A 23,225-nucleotide genomic window follows, 5' to 3' on the forward strand; every position below is an offset into this window, starting at 1 on the left:
AATCACCTACTTTTTGATAGATAAAACTTCATTTATATAATTTTTTGAAGAAATAATTTTTGCTTTTAAAATTTTATCCACTTTAGCATAATCTATATCCTCTAACAATTTATCCAAAATATAGTCATTTTCAATATATCTATGTTCTAAATTAAAATCAATTAACAAATCTCTCATCCTTGTATTTATATTCTCTAACCTTCTAACAATTGCCATAGGTTTCTTATATATTAAAGAAAATGCCACTGCATGAAACGAGTTTGATATTACAAATTCTGCATTTCTCACTAAAGATATGAAAGTTTCTGGTCCACTGAATTTGAAGTTTTTATCCTCATATGACCCTCTATAGTGATTTATAGTATATATCTTACATCTTCTATAATGTGAAATTTCCAATGCTAATTTCTTTATAATAGGATTATTATCAAAATCATAAACTAATACATATTTATCTTTAAATTCTGTATTACCAATATCATCCCATATTTTTCTATCTAATAAAAATACAGGATCAACTACCACTTCTACTTTTTTTAACTCTAATTCATTAATGATTTTTTTACCACTTTTTTCTCTCACCGATATTCTATCTAATTTTAGTAGATTTTCTCTTACAAAATTTTTGTATTTATTATCAATAGTTTCTGTCGCAAAACTTGCTGCATAGGAAGCTCTTATTTTAGAATCTGGTACAAAATCGAGATAAAAAGCAGGATCTTTTCCATTATCTCGTAAACAATTCCATATTTGATCACTTCCACATAAATAAACATCTGCTTTAGGAATATTATTTATTAGTTGTATATTAGATGTATATCTATATTTTGATAATGACATAAATTTATTTTTAAAAGTGTCAAAGGCTTTCTTCCTTTTCAATGCTTCTAATTTAAATGGTAATTTTAAAATTATATAAGTAAGTTTTGTTATATAATTTTTGTTCCACTTAGGGTTATCTATTGAAATTATTTTATAATGTCCACTTAAATAATCTGGCTTATAATCAATAATTTCCACATCATTTCCAATCTGCTTTAAATATTCTATTAATGCATATGCTTGTAGTGAAGCTCCATGATTATATACATCATGACAAGTTATTGTACACACTTTCATAATTTTATTCCTTATCTTTTATTTATAGTAAATCATATTTTTCTTTTGAGTAAACTACTTACTAACGGTTCCATATCTTCTCCCTTTCTTAAAATAGCTTATATATTTTTCCTAATTCTTCCATATTGCTATAGTTACTCTTTCCACAACACTCTTCCATTTCCTTTTTTAAACGTCTGTCATTGTAAATATTTTCTATTCCAGAAGCTATTCCTTCTACTGATTTATCACATATTAATCCATCAACTCCATCTCTTAACTGACTTTTAGCCGTAGGATAGTTAGTAATGATTACAGCCTTTCCTAGTATTTGAGCCTCAGTAACAGTTACAGCTCGTCCTTCATACCTTGATGGCTGTACATATAAATCACAACCTTTCATATAGGGATATGGATTGATTTTTTTTCCTAGTATTATAAAATCTTTCTCAAGATGATTCTCTTTTATTAACTTTCTTATCATCTCCTCATCTCCCCCATACCCAACTACATACCACTTTATATCTGTAAACCCTTTATCATGCAATGTTCTTAAAGCTCTAACTCCATTATCTATTCCCTTTGCCATTGACAATCTAGCTACTGATAGAAGCTTAAAGCCTTTTCCTTTACTTATATCATCTTCCACTTCTTCTTCAGCCATGAATCTTATAAACTCTGGAGATACAATATTCTCCATTACCACCACCTTATTTTTTAGTTTGTTATATTTCTTTAAAAAGGAATTTTTACATTCTTCCGATACAGCTACTATAGAATCAAATTTATTCCAAAGCTCTATATCCTCTATAACATCAGTATCAATACAGGAATAATCCGTATGAATCCAGGCTATCTTTTTCTTAGCCTTTACCTTATTAGCTACAAAATAATGTGGCCATAGGTAGCTTATAGCTACATCATACTCTTTATTTAAACAAGGTAAATATTTCAATGAAAATTGCCACATCCTCTGCATCTGTACATGCCCAGATTCTTCTAAACTATTTTTATTAGCATATTTAGAAGCATCCATTCTAGCTTTAATACGTGCTAATCCTAAACTAATTTTTTTATCCTTAAATATCTCTAATATAGATTTTCGAAAGGTGGTGTATTCTTCTATCTCATCTAAAATGTTAAATTTGCCCCTTAATAACTTCATAAAATCTCCTTTATGTCTATATAACATCAAATCTACATTATAATTGTTATAATCAAAGCTTTCTAAAATATTTATAAGACTTCTCTCTACTCCCCCAACTTCCATATCAAAGGATGCTATTAGCACATTTTTCATATTTATTCCCTTCTAATTCTATTCCATATAATTTATATAGTTTACCTTTAACGTCCTCAATTCTATATCCATGAAACTCAAATGTTCTTTTTATTAACATCTTATCAACCTTGGATTGTTCTAACATTTTCATTACTGTATTACTCCAAATTTCTATACCTGCTTCAAGATTCAATCTCTTAAGTAGATCTAGATGTAAATCTGCTTCCGGCTGAATAGCTGTAGATGTTAAACATGGTACTCCTGAAGCTTGTGCCTCTAAAAGTACAAGGCCTAATCCCTCATAGGTGGATGGTAATATAAATAAATCTATTTCCTTAAGTATGTTATTCACATCATCTCTAATACCTAACAGATGTATGTTATTCTCTAAGTTTAATTTTTTAATTTTTTCTTCTATAGGCCCCCTTAAGTCTCCATCACCAATTAAAATGCATTTAAATTTAGGATTTATTCTCACTAAGTTTGACATTAAATTAATTAGAAAATTATGATTTTTCACACGAATAAATCTTCCTACATTTCCAATTAAAATATCATCATTGTTTATTCCTAATTTTTTTCTTATATAGCTACTACCTTCATTATTAATAAATCTTTCATAATCAATATAATTAGGTAATTTACAGTATCTATCATCTTTAAGTGTACTGTATCCAAATAAATACTTACCTGCTGCATCGCTACATGACAAAAAGTTTGTGGAAAACCCCTTTATTAATCCCTTCATTATGGATATGTATAATCTTTTTATTAGACTTTTACTACAATCCTTAGTAGTATGGGCATGAGATATCCTTACCTTTACTCCAACTAGTTTTGCAGCCAATACTCCAACTCCACAATTAAATAAAGTATGAGCATGAACAGCACTATACTCATCATCATTCTTTATAATCTTCATTAAATTTATTACGGATTTTATCACACCTACTTCACTTGGAGGATCTAACTTTATTATTCTTCCACCTAATTTTCTAATTTCTTCATCATAATAGCCTTCCTTATGGTAATAAGAAACAAAGTCAAATTGAATCTCCTTATAAACCTTTCTATATAAATTCATAAGCATAGTTTCGGTACCACCCACGTCCATTCCACCTACAATATGAAGCACCTTATTTCTTTTCATTTCTCATCTCTCCTTACTTTTCATCTATGATTGGGAGTATAATAGAAAATAGATTTTATATCTAAAACACTCTTATATTGCATATTAAGTCCTATTACTTGCTCTCTATAAAAGAATAGTAGATAACACACTATGAATGCTAAATATATTGTTCGTCTTTGCTTACCCTCTAGACAATTCTGTATTATATACGGCAATAGTATAAAGTTGTATAATTGTAAATATAATGAAAACCTATTAAATATCCAATTTGACATACCAAAGGCTACAAATATGCAATTTAAAAGAGCCATATTAACAAATACATTACTCTGTGGCCACTTTTCTTTTAGTTCATTCCTTTTTAAATATGCAAATATAATTGGAACCATGTTTACAAAGGTTCTCATTATACTTGATCCTCCTTCGTCAAAATCTGAATAATACCCATAATTAGTATTTTCTATAATCTTAAACAAGTAACTGCTTAGCACCTCATAAAAAAGAAGTCCTAATACAGCAATTCCAATTATCATGTATATTTTCTTTGACCAAGGTTTTAATCTTGCTATAAAATATATCGGAATCATAAATAGAGCTGATTGATGAATAGTTGAAATTATAAGTACACTTAATAAGTATTTTTTAAAGCTACCATCTATAATAAACTTTACGCATAGAAATAAAAGAGCTGCTGCTAAACACTGTCTCAGTCCATTCATGGTAACTGTAAAATAACCTGCTGCTATATACATAAATATTTCTAGTTCTATATAACCCCTGTACTTGTTTAATACATAGACATTACATAGTTGAGTTATTAGAGCTACTACAAATACAATAGTTTGTGGATTATTGGAAAATTGAATTAAAATTAAATTTAATAGGACAAAACCATAGTCTCCATTAGCTTTAGAAAAACTAGGATTTTCTACTAAAAGATTATAGGTGTGCTTATACATACCTGTATCTCCAATACCAGACCTTAGCCCTGAAAATAATACTAAAACCGAAACTACAAGAGAAATCCAAAATATAGCTATAAGCTTGTACTTTTTATCATTAGCCATTCTAGCAAGCAATGATAATATAAAAGTTGAAGCTAAGGTAGCATAATATATTCCCATTTTTTTCTCCTTTCTATAAGTTTCTTATATCTCTAGTTCTAAAGATTATATAACTATATAAAATACATCCCAGAGGAATAGCTGCTAACATAATCCCTTTGTATGGAACCTCACTTAAAAAATTCTTATCCTTTACAATTAAACTACTAGATACATAATGGACACATTCTTTAAATCTGTATAATAAAGATGTATTAGGTATCTTTAAGTTTTCTATTCTATAGAAGCACCATCCCTTAGGATTATTTCTGTATTGTCTAAGCATATTCTTAGTAGACCCATCTTCCATGTATTCTACAATACAAACAGGTTCATTAACTAAAGCTAGTTTGTACTTCTCATCTAGTTTATGACACTTATAAGCTAGTCCTACATATTTCTCATCTTCAAACTCTGGATATGGATATTTTTTTGTAAGCTCAGTCCTATATATAAGTTTTTTATCTCCTTTAATACCATATTTATGATATATATCAAATAAAGTAGCTTCCCTTAATCCTTCTGAAAACTTTGTTCCTATTATCTCACCAGTTTCATATAAATCAAGAGCTGCAATTCCTGCTATATTTTCTGCCTTTCTTTCTTCCCAAGCCTTTAGAATTTTTTCTACTCCATCATCTGTCATATAATCATCTGAATCTATACATATATTTAGTTCTGTATCAATATTTTCATAGGCAGTATTATGAGCACTATGCATACCGCCATTTTTTTTATATATATAATCTATTTGAAAGTCTGCTTCCTCTTTCCAATTTATAATCAGCTCTTTAGTATCATCTGTTGATCCATCATCTATTACCAACCATTTGAAATTTTTATTTGTCTGTCTTCTCAAACTTTCATAACACTTATATATGAGTTCTTTTCTATTATAAGTTGGCGTAAAAACTGTTAAAATTGGTTTCATTAATATCCTCCATCCTAAATCATGCTTTTTATATATCTGCTTTTATTTTCAAATAAATCACTTACTAATACTATCATAGACTTTTTCAATTTTCTTACAGTAGTTTTTTATATTATAGTTGGTTTTTATAAATTCACGTCCATTTTTCCCAAGATCAATTCTTAATTGTTTATCCTCTTTCAAATTTCTTAATTCTTCCATAAAACTTCTATAATCTCCTGGCTTTATGAGCCTTCCTCTATGAGAGTTTATAACTTCACTTATACTTCCTACATCCATAGCTACAACAGGTATTCCAAATGCCATAGCTTCCAGTATTACCATTGGAAGACCTTCGTAAAGCGAAGGTAGAAAAAACACATCTATAATAGGGAAAAAATCATATACATTTTCTTCGAATCCTGTAAATATAAAAAACTCACCCAATTCTAATTTTTTTACCATAGTCCTAATTTCTTCTTCTTGTGTTCCGCTTCCAATTATGAAAATTTTTGTATCTATAAATTTTTCCTTATATTTATCAAATTCTTTTATAAAAGGTATAAGTCCCTTTTCTTCATCTAATCTACCTACAAATCCTATTACTTTTCCATTCTGTGGAATGATATATTTTGTAGCTATCCACGCCCTTTTATTACTTTTAAAATTTATTATTTCTTCTACATCCATAGCATTAGATAATATAGATATTTTTTCCCTATTAAGATAATTTGTATTTTCTTTATAAAAATCATATACAACCTTACCACAAGTAATATTGTAATCATATTTTGGCCTTAATAACTTATCAATACTACTATTTAATCCATTACTATTTATCCATGGATAGCAACTATGAATATGTGATATTACCTTTATATCTACTCCATATATACTCTTTACTAAATAAGCATGTATTGAAGCATTATTATCATGAGCATGGACTATTTTTATATCATTATCCCTTATAATATTTTTAAGATACTTTATATTTTTTAAAATATGCTTCTTAGAAAAACTTAAGGAATAGCTATTTATATTATTATCCTCAAAACTTTTTTTAAGCTTGTCCCCACCACATAGGACTATCGACTCATAATTAGTTAAATTCTTACAAATTAGCAGCACCATTTTTTCAGCTCCACTTAGCTTATTCATTGGTAATATATGAAGACACCTTTTCATATTTTTACATCCCTTCAATATATATTTTCATTGCTACTTATTAAATTCTAGTAATAAGTTATGCTTTATAAATTTATATTTTTTTCAGGCAAATAGTAGTCTTGTAAATCTAAAGTATCATATATATACTCCAACTCACTTATTACATTATTTAAATCATATTTCTCTATTTCCTTAGGTGTATTAAAGCTTCTATCTCCTTCTAGATAATATTCCTCTATAGCTCTTGCAGTAGCTTCATAATCTCCCACTTCTACTAGCTTACCTATACTTTCATTTTCTATAAGATCTCTTATTCCTCTTATATTAGTACCTATAACTTTTTTCCTATGTGACATAAACTCCATTATACTTTTAGGCAACCCTTCTCTATAGGAGAGTAATATCCCTATATCTGAAATTTTTATAAGCTCATTTATGTTTTCTCTATAACCTAAAAAACTTATATTTTCTTCTACTCCCCTTTTTACTATTTCCTCTTTTAACTCTTTTAGCTTATTTCCTTCTCCTACACTAATTGCCTTAATCTTTGGATACTTATCTTTTATAAGTTCCAACGCCTTTATAAGCTGAAGTTGGTTTTTATTATGATTTAATTCTGCTATCATAAGTATTATAAAATCATCTTTATCAAAAGAGAGCTTCTTTATATTAAGCACTTCTGCCTTTAGTTCAGTCCGTCTAATATCCTCTATATTTATACCTACTCCATTAACTAAGTAACACATTTTAGGCTTTAACTTATTTTTAGTTATTTCATAGTCTTCATTATTAATATTTATTATTACATCTGTAAATCTAGCCATAAGCTTCTCCATAGGATAAAACATACACCATGCTATCTTAGGTGCACCTTTATAAAAGTGATAGCCATGAGCTGTATATATAATTTTTATTTTAGGAAACCAAAGTTTTAATATTCTTCCGTATAATGCTGCTATAGGTGTATGAACATGGACAACATCATATTTATTTATCTTTTGTATAAATCTTAATCTCCAAAAAGCTTTAAAATTTCTTAAACTTAAAGGTTTTCTACAAAATGGTACATTGTATACTTTAACTCCTTTGGATATTAATCTCTTGTCTATAGGTTTATCTATAAAGCATGCGCAATCAACAACATATCCTTTATCTATTAACATTTCTATATGTGGAATTAAAAATGCATTAATTGTTCTACTTACTGTTGTTATATATAATATCTTTTTCATAAACTTCCTCTTCCCTTATGACCCTTGCAGGAACTCCTACAGCAGTACTATAAGCTGGGATATCCTTTACTACTACAGAGCCAGCTCCTATTATTGCTCCCTTTCCTATTTTTAAATTTTGAATTACCGTAGAGCAGGATCCCATAAGTACTCCTTCTTCAATAATATCTCCTCCTGAAATATTTACGTTCCATAACAAGGATACATAATCTTTTATAATAGAATCATGACCAATACCACATTTAGGACTTATTATTACATGTTCTCCGATTTTAATATCTGTTGTTAAAATTGCTCCTTCATATATTATTGTCCCATGTCCCACAGTCATAAAATCATGTATGGATACTCTTGGATGAATTAAAGTTGCGAATTTAAACTTTCCCTCTAACTTTGAAACTATTTCTTTCTTTACTCTATAGTTTGATATAGCTACAACAACATATATGTCTTTACTAATGTAATTTAATAACTCAACATTTCCTATAATTCTATGTCCGTTTAAAGTTTTCCCTAAATTTGTTGGATTATCATCTAGGAATCCAATTATATTCCAAGTTGGTTTAAAATTATTAATTTGATTTATTATTAATGCAACTTCTCTTCCAACTCCTCCTGCTCCTATAATGATAACTTTTTTCATAGCAACTTCCTCTTTTTCACATTTAATAAAACAAATCTATGACAATTGATTTTTAAAGTCAAAGATTAATATGTTTAATTTGATATTTTAAGCATTAACTTTTTTTGTTTTATATTTTTCATAATTTCTTCTTCTTGATTTTTTACTAAGAAAACTCTTTTTTTCTTTAGTATAATATTTATAATAAGAATCTGTTCTCTTTATGTCGCAACTATTCAGTATACTTCCAACTACATTTGCATTTACCTTTTTTAATTCTTTATATGCTAAATTAATATCTTTTTCTCTAGTTTTACCGTACTTCACCACTATAATTGTTGCATCTGCTTTACCTGCAAGAATGCTGGCATCAGTAACAGCTAGTAACGGTGGAGTATCTAATATTATATAGTCATAGATACTTCCTATATTTTTTAAAAATCCTTCAAAAGTTTTCGAACCTAAAATTTCTGCAGGATTAGGAGGAATAGTACCTGATGATATTACTGATAGGTCAGAAGTAAATTCTTGTATAGATTCTTTTAAATTATCTTTATCAATTAAACAATCCGTAATTCCCTTTAAATTAGAAAGCCTAAATTTTTTATGTAAAGATGGTCTTCTAAGATCACAATCTATAATTAAAACTTTATTTCCACTTTCACTTAAACAAAGTGCTAAATTACCAGCAATTGTTGATTTCCCCTCTCCTGGTACTGAACTAGTTATTACAATGGTCTTTATTGCTTTATCAACAGATGAATATTTTAAACTTGTGCGTATGGATTTATAAGATTCAGCAGATATAGAATGTGGCATTTTATTGTATATAAACATTACTCTCTTCCTCCCTTAAATCCTTTTTCGTGCTTAGGTATATTTCCTAATACTGGTACTGGCAAAACTTTTTCTAATCTAGAGTTACTCTTAATAGTGTCATCAAGATAATCTATAAAAAATATTAATCCCAAAGAAAATATTACACCAACTCCGAAGTACATAAGCATTAGCTTCTTTTTATTAGGTACTATGGGATATACTTTACTACTATCTATAATTCTCGGCTTAGCATCTGGAATTATAGTTTTTGCTTGCTCATTAAACTCTTCACATATAGCTGTTAGTACCTGTTCTGCTCCCTCCATATCATTAGTATTATATGTTACTGTAAATATAGGTGTATTCTCTGATGCAGAAAACCCTAATGAATTTTTCACTTCCCAAGACGACTTGTTAATTTTATATTTTTTCAATGTTTCATTTAAAAAATCATCTACCCTAATTATTTCATTAAAGGTATTCATAAATTCATTGTAATATTGAATTTCATTCTGAGAATAATAGTCCATTAGATTATTTCCTCTACCAACGTAAATTTTCGCTGTAGCTTGATAACTTGTAGTCATTAATGAAGCTTTATAACCACCTAAACATGATATAGCTCCAGTAATTAATATTAAAATCCAAATTTTTTTCTTTAGTAAATCTACTATTTCATCAAAATTTATCAATTTTTCATCCATAAATTTCATCCTCCTTTAATTGCTTCCATTAAAGTATTCCATGGTAATATTATCATCTTGGTTTATTCCATCTTTTTTAATAACTTTATATATGGTTAAAAATAAAATTTTCAAATCTAAAAGTAGGGACCAGTTACACACGTACCATATGTCTAATTTAAATTTTTCTGTCCATGATATAGCATTTCTACCATTAATTTGTGCCCACCCCGTAATTCCTGGTAGAACCTGATGCCTTTTTAACTGCTCTTGTGAGTATAAACTTAAATACTCTTTTAAAAGAGGTCTTGGTCCTACTAAACTCATATCTCCTTTTATAACATTTATAAGCTCTGGTATTTCATCAAGGCTTAATGCCCTCAGTGTTTTTCCTATTGTTGTGTGCCTCTTTTCATCTGGTAATACCTTCCCATTTTCATCCTTTATATCTTTCATTGTTCTAAACTTAATCATTTTAAAAATCTTATTCCTTTTTCCTACCCTCTCTTGTATAAAAAAAATTGGTTTTCCTAATTTAATCTTTATTATCAGTGCTATAATAATTAACATAGGTAATAAAATAATAAGTCCTAATATTGAAATAGCAACATCAAATATTCTTTTTATAAACATATTCTCCTCGAACTTTCTTAAATTTTATCTCTGTCTTTTTAAATGTAAATTTATTTTTTAAATTTTATATTAACCAAGTATAAATTACTTATAATTCCAAACTTTATTTAAATAATCTTTTTATAGCATCTATTACCCTTTGTTGATCTTCAATTGTCATTTTTGTATCTGATGGAAGACAAATTCCTCTTTCAAATATATCTTCACATACACTTATACCTACATCATTGTGATTAAAAAAACTAAATCCTTTATAATAAGGTTGAAGGTGGATAGGCTTCCAAACATGTCTAGATTCTATATTTTCTTTTTCTAAAGCTTTTATTATATCTATAGGTTTAATTTTGCATCCTTTAGATAAAGTCATCACACTAAGCCAATAATTTGATGTTCCATAGTCACAAATTTCTTCCATATCAATCCACGGAATATTCCTAAAATTTCTATCATAAAATTCAAAAATACTTTTTTTCTTAGCTATTCGTTGATTCAATATTTTAAGTTGACCTCTACCTATTCCTGCTAAAATATTACTCATTCTATAGTTATATCCAAGCTCTGAATGTTGATAATATCTAGCCTTGTCTCTAGCTTGAGTGGCCCAAAATCTTGCTTTCTCTATGGCATTCATATTATTTGATACAAGCATTCCACCAGCAGAAGTAGTTATTATCTTATTTCCATTAAAAGAGAATACTCCAAATTCACCCATGGTTCCAGTTTGCTTACCCTTATAAGTTGCACCTAATGATTCTGCAGCATCTTCTACAATAGGCACATCATAAAAGTTGCAAATTTTTATTATTTCGTCCATATCTGCACTTTGACCATATAAATGAACTACAATTACCGCTTTAGGCTTCATATTTTTTTCTTCATAATATTCAAAAGCTCTTTTTAATGCTTTGGGAGACATATTAAAACTTTCAGGTTCTGAATCAATAAATACTGGAACAGCTCTTTCATATATTATTGGGTTACAACTTGCTACAAAAGTTAATGATGAACAAAAAACTAAATCATTATTTTTTACATCTAATAGCTTCAATGCCATATGAATTGCTGAAGTTCCAGAGCTTAGTGCCAAGCCTCTTTTTACTTTTACATAGTTTGCTATCTCATTCTCAAAATTCTCTACATTAGGACCCATTGGTGCTATCCAATTAGTATCAAAAGCCTCAAGTACGTACTTAATTTCTTCCTCACCCATATGTGGCGATGAAAGGTATATTTTCCTTCTGCTATCTTCATTAATTATTTCACTAAACCTATTTTGCTCTGCTAATTCTAAAATTTCTTTACTTTCATCTATTTTGTAGAACTTTATTGATTGAATAATATCCTTGTTACTTTTCATATTTTCCACTATATACTTCGCCTCCTTTCATAGGATAATATGTAAAAAAACTCTTTCCTTTTCCTTAAAACTTTTATATTAAAATCCCTAACCACGAATCAATATTAAGTTTTATTATTATAAAATCTGATTAAAATTTTTGTTTATATATTAAATCCACTATTTTTGTATAAATAATTAACATATAGTTCTACATTACAATATTACCACTTTTTTACATTTGTTTCATTTAGTTTTCTTCGTCTTTTTATCCTAGGAAATAACAATGCCCTTTTGCATGATACTTTATTTGTATGTATATGCACTTATTTATACATACTTCTACTTTATATAACTAATTATTTTAATAATAAAATTCTTCTTTCACCCTAAAGTTACAATAAAACTTTTATAATATTGAATAAAAGTTTTATTATATAGTAAAAGAGTGTGCCTAGCATTGCTATGACACACTCTAATAAAATTTATTTGTTGCACTACTCTCTACTTTAGTTTTAGGCTCTATGTTTAATGAAAGTGATAGAATTTGGAGAGAATTTATATTTTCATATAACAAATAGATATATATTAAACTATTTATATATGTTAATAGGAAACTATATAAATAGTTAACTATTTGTTGTGGCCTCAAGGGTTTCAGAGATTTTCTTATTTTGAAAAAAGTAAAATTAGCCAATGATATTCTATCACTCTGGAACTAATTCTAATCTTTTATCCAATTTATCAACTAGTATAATGTTAGTAACCTCTACATTTCCTCTATTAATAACTATAAATCATTTTAATCTATAATTTTATTAAGCTATACATATAGATTCTCTGTATAGTATGAGATTTTCATTAGAATTGTACCATTTAACTATTGTTAAAATTCATATATAATTTCATAATGATAATAAATAAGTGTAAATATTATGGGAATTATAAATAAATGTTAATATTTGTTTATAATTATTTACATTCCATTTTTTATATGGTACACTATATTTAAATTGTTAGATAATAATAATTATTAAATAATAACTTACTTTTAATGGTAATGTTATAGAATAAGAAAGTGGGGAATAAAGATGGGAAATCTAAAAGGAACTAAAACAGAAGCTAATTTAGCAACAGCATTCGCAGGAGAATCTCAAGCTAGAAATAAATATACTTTTTATGCTTCAAAAGCTAAAAAGGAAGGATATGAGCAAATTGCTGCTCTTTTCACTGAAACTGCAAATAATGAAAAAGAACATGCAAAAATATGGTTCAAGCTTCTTCATGATGGCATAGGTGATACTATGGAAAACCTTAAAGATGCAGCTGCTGGTGAAAACTATGAGTGGACTGATATGTATGCTACTTTTGCAAAAGAAGCTAGAGAAGAAGGCTTTGATAAAATTGCAAACTTATTTGAAGGTGTAGGTAAAATTGAAAAAGAGCATGAAGAAAGATATTTAGCTTTATTAAAAAATATTGAAGACGGAAAAGTATTTGAAAAAGAAGAAAAAGTGGTATGGCAATGCGCTAATTGCGGATTCATCTATGAAGGAGAAAAAGCACCAAATGCATGTCCTGTTTGTGCACATCCTCAAAGCTACTTCCAATTATTAGCTAAAAACTATTAATATTAAAATAACAAGGGTATTGAATCAAGAATTAATTCTAGATTCGATACCCTTATTTAATATGTTTTATTCTATATTAAAGTCTTATTCTATAGGCATTAACTTTTGATATATTTCACTTCTATACCTCTTATCTAAAAGCATTATGGTACCCTTATCTTCTTCAGTTCTAATAACCCTTCCCATAGCCTGTATAACTTTGTTCATTCCTGGAAATGTATACGCATAGTGAAATCCCGGTTCCCCTATTTCGTTAAAATATTCTTCTATTAATTTTCTTTCAAAGGATATTTTAGGTAATCCAACTCCCACTATAATCGCTCCCTTAAGTCTATCCCCAATTAAATCTATTCCTTCTGAAAATACTCCTCCTAGAACTACAAAACCTATAGTTCTCTCCTTACTATTTTTATCTACATCCATCAAAGAAAATCTTTCCAAGAATTCTTCTCTTTCTTCCTCTGTCATAACACTTTCTTGTAAGTATATATTATGTTCACTAAAATTCTTACAGTAAACTTCATATACTTTTGTCATATATTCATAGGAAGGAAAAAACACTAAAAAGTTTCCCTCATAATTATTTAGAGTTTCATTGATATATTTACAGATTGGGTAATAACTTTTCTCTCTGTACTTGTATCTAGTATCAATGTCATATTTTAGAATCAAATTTCTATTTTCTGGTGGAAAGGGAGACTGAAGTTTTATGCTATAACTTTTATCATCTCCACCTAGTAGATTTTTAAAATAATTCATTGGAGACAGAGTGGCTGAAAAAAATATATTACTTATATTACCTTTTATACACTGTTTTATCACATTACTTGGGTTTAAACAGAATATTTTTATCCGGATATCCATATCTTCATTATTACAGTATAGTACAAAATCCTCTGAAAATAACTCTCCAATTCTAATAAAATCTAAGAAAGAAAAATATACATTTAAAAATATTTCATCTATGGTTTCACCAATGTGTTCTTTTAAATAATTTTCACCTTCTGTTGCAAAAAGCCTGAAAAGAACTAGCATTTCTCCGGGTCCTTCATCTATTACTATATTACCCTTTTCACCTATTGTATATTCCTTTAGTTTCTTAATTATTTTATTTATTATACCTATTAGTTTTTTATTTTTATATTTAAATTCTTTTTTTAATTCTTTCAAATCACTTTCTTTTATCTCAGCAGAATACATTTCTCTTCCACGGTCTACTAAATTATGTGCCTCATCAATAAGAAATATATATGGTGTATCATCAAATGCCATTCTCTTTATCATAGCTTTAGGATCAAAGAAATAGTTATAATCACCTATTATAAAATCACACCAAGCAATTAAATCTAAGGAAAGTTCAAAAGGGCATACCTTAAATTGCCTGCTGTACTCCTCAATAATCTGTTGATTAAAAACTTCATTGTTTCCTATCATAGCTAATATGGCGTCATTAACTCGATCAAAATGTCCCTTTGCATATTCACAGGCATCGCCATTACATATTCTTTCCTCTAGAAAACAAATCTTATCTTTTGCAGTAATAGTTAATGTTCTAAGCCTCATACCAGAGTCTCTTAATATGCCTAAGGTATTTTCAGCCACTCCTTTAGTAATATTTTTTGCTGTAAGATATATAAGCTTAGCTGAATTATTTATAGTAAAAGACTTTATTGCAGGAAAAATTGTTGAAATAGTTTTTCCTGTCCCCGTAGGTGCTTCAATGTAAATATCTTTTTTCTCTTTAATAGTTCTATATATATTTATAGCTAGTTCCCTTTGACCCTTCCTATAATTTTTAAAAGGAAAATCTAACTTTTCAATAGAGTTATTTCTTAGTTCTATCCAACTACTCTGAAGATGAATCCACCTTGTATACCTGCCCATCACTTCATTGAAAAATTCCTTTAGTTTTTCCCTTAAAAAAGTTTTTGAAAAGGTCTTTGTATGCAAACTTTCTCTGTGACAATATATAAGATCTATATCTATTTCACTTAGGTTTTCTTCTTCACAATAGATATGCCCATATAGTTTTCCTTGGGCCCAGTGAAGAAAGTTTTCATTTTCTTCAAGTGTAAGTAAGTCCTTCATGGTAGTCTTTATCTCTATTATTTTAACTCTAGTGTTACTACCTTTCTGTGAACTAATAATAACACCGTCGGCTCTCCCTTCTAAAATAATATTTATTTCCTTATAGCATAACTCTCTTGATAGATACATCTCATTAATATAGATCTTCTCTTCTGATTCATCACATTGCTCTTTAAGTTCCTTTTGTATGACTTTATGAAGTCTAGTCCCCTCTTGAGCTGATCCAATACCCCCTATTCTATCATCAATATCCCCTTGTCTATAAATAAATTCTATTAAATTTCTAACAGATATTCTCATATTATTTTCTATCATATTCTTCTCCTAAAAGGTATATCCATGATTAAACCTAGTACTTACTTATTTTGTTTCTGGGTTTCCATCTCTTCAAAAATTTCATTTAGATATTCCCATCTTTCTAATAAAAAATTCAATTCATCTTTTAATCTATTTTGATCTTCCAGTAACTGTTGCAACTTTACAAAATCACTTCCACACTGGTTTATCTCTGTCTCTACTGTGGCAATATCTTCCTCTTTTTTTTCAATTTCATCATCTATGGTATCAAATTCTTTTTGCTCTTTAAATGTAAATTTTAATTTAGTTGGCTTTTCTTTACGATTTTTATTTTCATCATATTTCTTTTCTTTGTTAGTACTTGATGTAGCAACTTCTTCTTCAGCCTTTATATCCCTATACTCTTTATAATCACTATAATTTCCTACAAGCTCTAAAATCTTTCCTTGTCCTTCAAAGCTAAAAATCCTATTGGCAATTCTATCTAGGAAGTATCTATCGTGGGATATGGCTATTACCGTACCATTAAATCTATCCAAATAGTCTTCCAGAATTGTTAAAGTCTGAATATCTAAGTCATTGGTTGGCTCATCTAAAAATAATACATTAGGTGATTCCATTAGTATTCTTAAAAGATATAATCTTCTCTTCTCTCCACCAGACAATTTAGATATAAAACTATGCTGCATGGTTCCATCAAATAAAAAGTTCTCTAACATTTGAGAAGCAGTAATTTTACTTCCATCATTTGTAGTTATATACTCAGCTATTTCTTTAATATACTCGATAACTCTCATAGTTCCATCTAATTCTATATTTTCTTGGGTAAAATATCCTATCTTAACAGTTTCACCTTGTGTAACTTCTCCCTTATCAGGGCTTAATCTTCCACTTATAATATTCAATAAAGTAGATTTACCCATACCATTATTCCCTATAACTCCTACTCTCTCTTCCTTAGTAAAGATATGACTAAAATCCTTTATAATTACCTTGTCTCCAAAGTCCTTGCTTATATTATCAAGCTCTAATATCTTCTTTCCTAACCTTGAACCAGCTGTATTTAATTCCATTCTATCTTCATCTATCTTATAGGATGTTTCTTTTAACTCTTCAAACCTATCAATCCTTGCCTTTTGCTTAGTAGATCTCGCCTTAGCTCCTCTTTTTATCCACGCTAACTCTTTTCTGTAAAGATTTTGTCTTTTACTCTCAAGCGCTTCAAAAAGCTGCATTCTCTCTGCTTTTTTCTCTAAAAATACAGAATAATTTCCTTGATAAGAATAAAGTTCTCCCCTATCTAGTTCAAAGATCCTATTAGTAATTCTATCTAAGAAGTATCTATCGTGGGTTATCATTATAACCCCACCTTTTCTTTTTTGTAATAGCTCCTCCATATAATCAATTATTTCATTATCCATGTGGTTAGTAGGTTCATCCAATATTAAAAGATCACAAGGAGTTATTAGCACATTACAAAGCCCTACTCTCTTTCTTTGCCCTCCAGAAAGCTTTCCCATTTTAGCATCAAAATCCGTTATACCTAACTTTGTTAGTAATGCTTTTGCCTCACTTTCTATTTGCCAACCTCCTAATGCGTCAATTTTACTAGTAAGCTTAAATAACTGTTGTTGCAGCTTTGAATTATCACTATTGGTTTTTAGTTCTTCTAATACATGTTCATACTCTCTTAGTACTTCCATTATTTCCCCGGCACCATTAAAAACATGATCCATAATCCTATCTTCTGGATTAAACTCAATATGTTGAGGTAAATAAGATATGTTCAGTCCATTCATCTTTGTAATTGTACCAGAATCCTCTTGTTCTATTCCTGCAATTATTTTTAATAATGTAGACTTTCCAGCTCCATTTACACCAATTATTCCAACTTTATCTTCTGATGTTATGGTTAGTTTAACATCTGTTAATAATGGTTTTTCACTATAACTCTTATATATATTTTCAAGTGTTATTAAATTCATATGTATCATCCTCTATTCTTAGCTATGTTTAATTATTTATTTTTTTTATAATATCTTCTATTTATAAAACCTTTCCTATGGACATTATACCTAATCGAGAAAGAAATAAAAACCTTTAGATACTATTATTATCTAAAGGTTTTTACTTAATATTTAATATTTATAGGGACTTTATACTATATTTCTAATCAAATTTATCCTAAAAAATATAACTTTCATAAAATAAAACTATAAGAAATGTGTTATACCGCTACATCTTCAGGCTCTTCTTTCTTTTTTTCACCTATAGTAGATAAATTAATTCCTAATCCTTTTTGTATTATTCTAATAATTGGAAGAGAAATTAAACCATCTATAACGTGATGAATTATAGTTCCTATTCCTGTTACAACAATTGATAAAACTATATTGCCTGTAAATATAAGTACTACTAATCCTTCAAAAATTCCATGTATTGGTGCTGTAAAAGCTACAACTTTACCATAAGACATTTTTTTCACAATCATTTTAGCTCCAATGTATCCTACTACTATATGAGATGATGCTCTCATTGCTACAATTGGATCTCCTATAGCAAATAAAAAACCTACCACTGAACCAATTCCAACTACTGCAGCCTCAAAAGGTCCTAAGAACATAGCAATAAACATAGGTACGTGTGATGCCAAAGTTGCAGAGAATGGTGGTATATATACCTTAAGAAAAGGCCCAAATATTACTGGTATTATAATAGACATAGCTATTAATAATGAACTAATTACCATCTTTTTTAGATTTGTTTTCATTTTTATCCTCCTACCTGCACTGTATATACATTAGTATATATCATAAAGTTACAGTTGTAAATAGAAAGTATCCATTATAAAAAAACAATGGATACTTTCTATTTAAATCAGTTATAAATTTGACCTTTTTTTTCTTTTAACGCTAATAATAACTTATCACATATTACAGGTATGCTATACATTCTAACTCCTACTGCATCATATATGGCATTTAATATAGCTGGAGCTGTAGGTATCATTACAGGCTCTCCAATTCCTTTAGCTCCATAAGGACCTGATTCCTCAAATTCCTCCACAAAATAAGTATCTATATGTGGTACATCTTTACTGGTTGGTATTATATAATTTGAAAAATTTCTATTTTTTATAGAACCGTTTTCTATTTCTATTTCTTCCATAAGTGCATAACCTATTCCCATGGCAACTCCGCCTTGTGCCTGACCTTCTGCGGAAGCCGGATTTATTATTTTTCCTGCGTCATTTACAGCTATAACTTCAATTATGTCAACCTTGCCAGTTTCATCATCTACTTCAATAGTAACTTTTTGTGCTCCAAAGGTATAAGGCCAATAAGGATTACCTTCACCAGTTTCCATATCAATTTGTGAAGTTTCTGCTTTAAAATAACCTTCTGTCTTTATCGGAATTCCCTTTTCTTTCATTTGCTTATAAAGGAGCTTTATTTCTTCTTTATGAATACAGTTATCGTTTGATCTACTTAAACCTTTATTTAAATTACTTCTAAGTTTTTTACAAGCATCATATACAGCATTTCCTGTATTGTAAGTTTGTCTACTTGCTGCTGCAGTACCACTATCTTTTACAAAGCTAGTGTTATCATACATTACTTTAATTAGATTTTTATCTGTATTTAGTGTTTCTGTAGCAATTTGCCACATCACACTTATACCACCAGAACCTACATCTGAAACTTCCACATATACTACAATTTCACCATCTTCCCTAAGTTCTGCCGTTGCTCTTGATTCATCAGGAAACCCATTTCCATACCCAGTACCATAAAATATAGTAGCATACCCTACACCACGGTTCTTCATATCAATTTCACACCTTCTTTTAAATTTCTACTCCATCAAGGTCTGCAAGCTTTTCTATACATTTTTTAAGACCTACACTTGATTTTAACACTTGACCTGTAGCAGTTTTATCTCCTACTTTAAAAGCATTTATATATCTAAATTTTAGTGGGTGAATCCCAATCTTTTCAGCTAACATATCCATCTGACTTTCTGTAGCAATAGGACATTGTGTTGCTCCAAATCCTCTCATTGCCCCACTATATGGATTATTGGTATATACAGCCATGGCTCTTATATCTACATTTTGTATATTATATGGACCGGTAGCATGTACTGCGGCCTTTCTTAATACATTTATCCCCCATGAAGCATATGCACCAGTATCTCCATAGATTCTAGCTTTTAACGCACAAAGTTTACCATCTTCTCTCACCCCTGTTTTAAAAAAAATTTTCATAGGGTGTCTTTTACTATGGGATATAGTAGATTCTTCTCTATCATAAACTACCTTAACTGGTTTTTCAGTCAAATAAGCTGCAATTGCCGCGTGACATTGTGGATTAATATCTTCTCTACCTCCAAAGGCTCCACCAATAGTCATATTTCTAATTCTAACCTTTTCTTCCTCAATATTTAAGCACCTAGCTACCTCTTCTCTATCATAATGTGGATATTGAGTTGCAACATATACTTCTACCACTCCCTCTTCATCAACTCTGCTTACAGATGCCTCAGGCTGTAGAAAAGCATGTTCTACCATAGGAGTATTATACCAGTTCTCTACTATATATTTAGCTTCCTCAAATCCATCATCAATATTCCCTTTTTTTATCTTTAAATCATAAAGTAAATTACTTACTTCACCTAAAATTGGAGCATCTTCTTTTAAAGCATCCTCAATATTAAAAATACCCTTAAACTCTTCATACTCTATTTTCACATTATTTAAAGCGTCTTTTAAAGCTTCCTTATTTTTAGCAACTATTATAATTATGGGATCCCCTACTCTTTTAATTATATCTTTTACAAGAGTAGGAATATCCTTAAATACAACACCATGACTTATAGCTCCTGGTATCATAGTATAATCTATGACCATTTCCACATCTTCCATGGATCTTATTTCTTCCATATTTATATTTTTAACTTTTCCATAGGGAATTGTACTTCTTTTTACTCCAGCATATAACATACCTTCAAATTCTAAATCGTCAGGATAAATCGATTTACCTAGTACTTTATTGTATACATCTGGCCTTATAAGTCCTCTTCCAACAGACTCCATTGCAACCTCTCCTCTAATTATTTTTCAACTTGCTTTGAGCTAAAATTATGCCTTGAACTATTTTGTCATAACCTGTACACCTGCAAAGGTTTCCTGAAATACTTTCCCTTATTTCCTCTTCAGTTGCATCTATGTTTTTATCTAGTATAGCTTTAGCACTTAGTATCATTCCTGGAGTACAATATCCGCATTGAACTGCTCCTACCTCCATAAAAGCTTCTTGAATGGGATGTATTCCGTTATTACTAATACCTTCTATAGTAATTATTTCGCAACCATCTAAAGTTGCAGCTAGTAAAAGGCAAGAATTCACGATTTTACCATCTAGAATAACAGTGCAAGCACCACACTCTCCTTCTCCACACCCTTCCTTTGTTCCTTTTAGCTTAATTTCGTCCCTTATAAAATCTATTAGTCTCATCATACTATTTATATTTCTTTTATATTCAATTCCATTTATTTTTATATTTACTTCTACCACAACATACCTCTTTTCTATAATTCAAAATTATATCTACTGCTGTAAAGCGTTATCTAAGGCTCTTTTAAATACACCTTTAATTGCCTCCCTTTTAAAAGGCATAGTTTTCCTACCCTCAATGCTTTTCTCTACAATACTTTCTAAATATTCTAAAGCTTCTTCAGAATATAGCCATTTAATATCTTTTCCCAAAGACCTTTCTTCTAACTCTTTAGCCCTAAAGGGATATCTTCCAACTGCTCCAAGACATATATTTATAGCACAAATCCTATCTTTTTTTATTTCTAAATTTACAGCAGCACTTACTCTTGAAATGGCTAAAGAATTTCTTTTACCTAACTTGTAATAGCCACTTATGTTTTGTGTTTTAGGTATAATAATATGAGTTAATATTTCATTTTCTTTTAATCTCTCTTCTTTATAATTTTCAAAATATTCTTCGCAACTTACTCTTCTTATTGCTTCTTCTGATTCTATAAGTAATACTCCTCCTAAACTAATTATACAAGGTATTATATCAGCTGCTGATCCTCCATTAGCAATGTTACCTCCAACAGTGGCTACATTTCTAATTTGTGGTGATCCCATAGACATACTACAATTTAAAAGTAAATTACAGTAATCCTTTATAATATTATTTTCAATTAAATCACTAAAAGTCACCATAGCACCAATATATATTTCATCCTTATCATCTACTATTTTTTTCAAATCTGAAATTTTTTCTAAGGAAACTATGGATTCGCACTTTACTTTATTTCTTTTAAAGTCTAGAACTAAGTCTGTTCCCCCAGCTAACAGTTTAAGATTAGAATGATCTTTCATATATTCTTTAACTTCTTCTATAGTTTTAGGACTGTAAATTTTCAACACTTTTACGCTATACCCCCATTCATATATATTTATTCAATTTATTCATTTTATTCAAATTTATTACATATAATTTTTAAAAAAATCTTCTATATTAAATATATAGAAGACTTATTTTACTGTAATGACATTATTTTATTTTGTTTTGTTGCATGCCGTTAATATCATCTCTTCTGCAACTTGAAAATAATCATCTAAATCAAATTTCCCTTCGTCGATTAAGTACTGTAATGAAGCCCCTAACATTAAGGATACCATTACAAAAGGAATATTTCTCATAGTTTTATCATCAATTCCTTCTTGTTCTTCTTTAGAAAAAGTCTCTTCTATACTCTTTCTCCAGATATTAAAGGTATTTTGAAATATAATCCTTATCTCTTCATTTACAGTTCCTTGAACCCAATAATCAATTTGGGCATATTCCATCTTTTTATTTATTAAAATATCATCTTTTTTCTGTTCAAAGAACCCTTGAATATTTTCAGTAACAGTTTTAGCTTCAGTATCTATATAGTTCTTACGACCCTTAGAAAACTCCTCTTGTATGCTATTAAGTAATGCTACCATAATATCATTCTTAGTAGAGAAGTGATAGTGTAGGTTAGCTTGGCTCATATTAGCCTCCTTAGCAATTATATGCATACGAGTTCCACTAATTTTTTCCTTAGATACTACTTCAAGTGCCGCTTTAAGTATCCTCTTATCCACATCTTTTTCCATGATTAACCTTCTTTCTCACTTAACCC

The 23,225-nt window shown here is 29.1% G+C and carries 21 protein-coding genes; 1 reads left to right on the forward strand and 20 read right to left on the reverse strand.

What is annotated here, in order from left to right; all coding sequences use genetic code 11:
• Positions 1–6 precede the first annotated feature (6 nt).
• The 12 genes from B3086_RS11035 to B3086_RS11090 all read right to left on the reverse strand — a co-directional run bounded on the left by B3086_RS11035 (position 7) and on the right by B3086_RS11090 (position 11,891).
• A complete protein-coding gene (locus B3086_RS11035; RefSeq protein ID WP_346846590.1) occupies positions 7–1,119 on the reverse strand; it encodes a polysaccharide pyruvyl transferase family protein in 1,113 nt (370 codons plus the stop codon).
• An 88-nt stretch (positions 1,120–1,207) separates the two neighbouring features.
• Complete coding sequence (locus B3086_RS11040; protein WP_346846589.1) at positions 1,208–2,398, reverse strand: glycosyltransferase; 1,191 nt, start codon at positions 2,396–2,398, stop codon at positions 1,208–1,210.
• Positions 2,370–3,530, reverse strand: a complete 1,161-nt coding sequence (locus tag B3086_RS11045) for a glycosyltransferase family 1 protein (RefSeq protein WP_346846588.1) — start codon at positions 3,528–3,530, stop codon at positions 2,370–2,372. The genes B3086_RS11040 and B3086_RS11045 overlap by 29 nt, the downstream gene beginning before the upstream one ends.
• Positions 3,531–3,550: 20 nt before the next feature.
• Entirely contained in the window at positions 3,551–4,636 is a 1,086-nt protein-coding gene (locus B3086_RS11050) for an EpsG family protein (RefSeq protein WP_346893397.1), read from the reverse strand.
• A gap of 13 nt (positions 4,637–4,649) precedes the next feature.
• Entirely contained in the window at positions 4,650–5,546 is an 897-nt protein-coding gene (locus B3086_RS11055) for a glycosyltransferase family A protein (protein WP_346846586.1), read from the reverse strand.
• 57 nt (positions 5,547–5,603) lie between these two features.
• Positions 5,604–6,710: a glycosyltransferase family 4 protein gene (locus tag B3086_RS11060; RefSeq protein ID WP_346846585.1), complete on the reverse strand. Its 1,107-nt coding sequence runs from the start codon at positions 6,708–6,710 to the stop codon at positions 5,604–5,606.
• Between the two features lie 65 nt (positions 6,711–6,775).
• Entirely contained in the window at positions 6,776–7,924 is a 1,149-nt protein-coding gene (locus tag B3086_RS11065) for a glycosyltransferase family 4 protein (protein WP_346846584.1), read from the reverse strand.
• Positions 7,890–8,567, reverse strand: coding sequence for an acetyltransferase (locus B3086_RS11070; protein WP_346846583.1), 678 nt, complete (start codon positions 8,565–8,567; stop codon positions 7,890–7,892). Before B3086_RS11070 ends, B3086_RS11065 begins: the two co-directional genes overlap by 35 nt.
• 87 nt (positions 8,568–8,654) lie before the next feature.
• Complete coding sequence (locus B3086_RS11075) at positions 8,655–9,383, reverse strand: CpsD/CapB family tyrosine-protein kinase (RefSeq protein WP_346846582.1); 729 nt, start codon at positions 9,381–9,383, stop codon at positions 8,655–8,657.
• A complete protein-coding gene (locus B3086_RS11080) occupies positions 9,383–10,069 on the reverse strand; it encodes a YveK family protein (RefSeq protein WP_346846581.1) in 687 nt (228 codons plus the stop codon). Before B3086_RS11080 ends, B3086_RS11075 begins: the two co-directional genes overlap by 1 nt.
• A gap of 15 nt (positions 10,070–10,084) precedes the next feature.
• Positions 10,085–10,681, reverse strand: coding sequence for a sugar transferase (locus B3086_RS11085; protein WP_346846580.1), 597 nt, complete (start codon positions 10,679–10,681; stop codon positions 10,085–10,087).
• Positions 10,682–10,784: 103 nt separating this feature from the next.
• Positions 10,785–11,891: a DegT/DnrJ/EryC1/StrS family aminotransferase gene (locus B3086_RS11090; RefSeq protein WP_346846902.1), complete on the reverse strand. Its 1,107-nt coding sequence runs from the start codon at positions 11,889–11,891 to the stop codon at positions 10,785–10,787.
• Positions 11,892–13,108: 1,217 nt separating this feature from the next.
• Here B3086_RS11090 and rbr point away from each other — a divergent pair.
• Entirely contained in the window at positions 13,109–13,648 is a 540-nt protein-coding gene (gene rbr / locus B3086_RS11095; RefSeq protein WP_035133587.1) for a rubrerythrin, read from the forward strand.
• Positions 13,649–13,732: 84 nt separating this feature from the next.
• Here the strand turns inward: rbr and B3086_RS11100 are convergent, their stop codons facing one another.
• The 8 genes from B3086_RS11100 to B3086_RS11135 form a co-directional block, all read right to left on the reverse strand.
• Entirely contained in the window at positions 13,733–16,051 is a 2,319-nt protein-coding gene (locus B3086_RS11100; protein WP_346846579.1) for an ATP-dependent DNA helicase, read from the reverse strand.
• A gap of 41 nt (positions 16,052–16,092) precedes the next feature.
• A complete protein-coding gene (locus B3086_RS11105) occupies positions 16,093–18,018 on the reverse strand; it encodes an ABC-F family ATP-binding cassette domain-containing protein (RefSeq protein WP_346846578.1) in 1,926 nt (641 codons plus the stop codon).
• A gap of 242 nt (positions 18,019–18,260) precedes the next feature.
• Positions 18,261–18,803 carry an ECF transporter S component gene (locus B3086_RS11110; RefSeq protein WP_346846577.1) on the reverse strand — a complete coding sequence of 181 codons (543 nt, stop codon included), beginning with the start codon at positions 18,801–18,803 and terminating at the stop codon, positions 18,261–18,263.
• 107 nt (positions 18,804–18,910) lie between these two features.
• Complete coding sequence (locus tag B3086_RS11115; RefSeq protein WP_346846576.1) at positions 18,911–19,861, reverse strand: xanthine dehydrogenase family protein molybdopterin-binding subunit; 951 nt, start codon at positions 19,859–19,861, stop codon at positions 18,911–18,913.
• A gap of 19 nt (positions 19,862–19,880) precedes the next feature.
• The gene (locus tag B3086_RS11120) at positions 19,881–21,128 is read right to left on the reverse strand and encodes a xanthine dehydrogenase family protein molybdopterin-binding subunit (RefSeq protein ID WP_346893400.1); all 1,248 of its coding nucleotides are present in this window, start codon (positions 21,126–21,128) and stop codon (positions 19,881–19,883) included.
• A 13-nt stretch (positions 21,129–21,141) separates the two neighbouring features.
• A complete protein-coding gene (locus B3086_RS11125) occupies positions 21,142–21,609 on the reverse strand; it encodes a (2Fe-2S)-binding protein (protein ID WP_346846574.1) in 468 nt (155 codons plus the stop codon).
• Positions 21,610–21,642: 33 nt separating this feature from the next.
• Positions 21,643–22,479, reverse strand: a complete 837-nt coding sequence (locus B3086_RS11130; protein WP_346846573.1) for an FAD binding domain-containing protein — start codon at positions 22,477–22,479, stop codon at positions 21,643–21,645.
• 135 nt (positions 22,480–22,614) lie between these two features.
• On the reverse strand, positions 22,615–23,199 hold the full coding sequence (locus B3086_RS11135) for a TetR/AcrR family transcriptional regulator (RefSeq protein ID WP_346846572.1): 585 nt from the start codon (positions 23,197–23,199) through the stop codon (positions 22,615–22,617).
• Positions 23,200–23,225 lie beyond the last annotated feature (26 nt).

Source organism: Clostridium sp. UBA871, assembly GCF_002295255.1.
GTDB classification, from domain to species: Bacteria; Bacillota; Clostridia; order Clostridiales; family Clostridiaceae; genus Clostridium_J; species Clostridium_J sulfidigenes.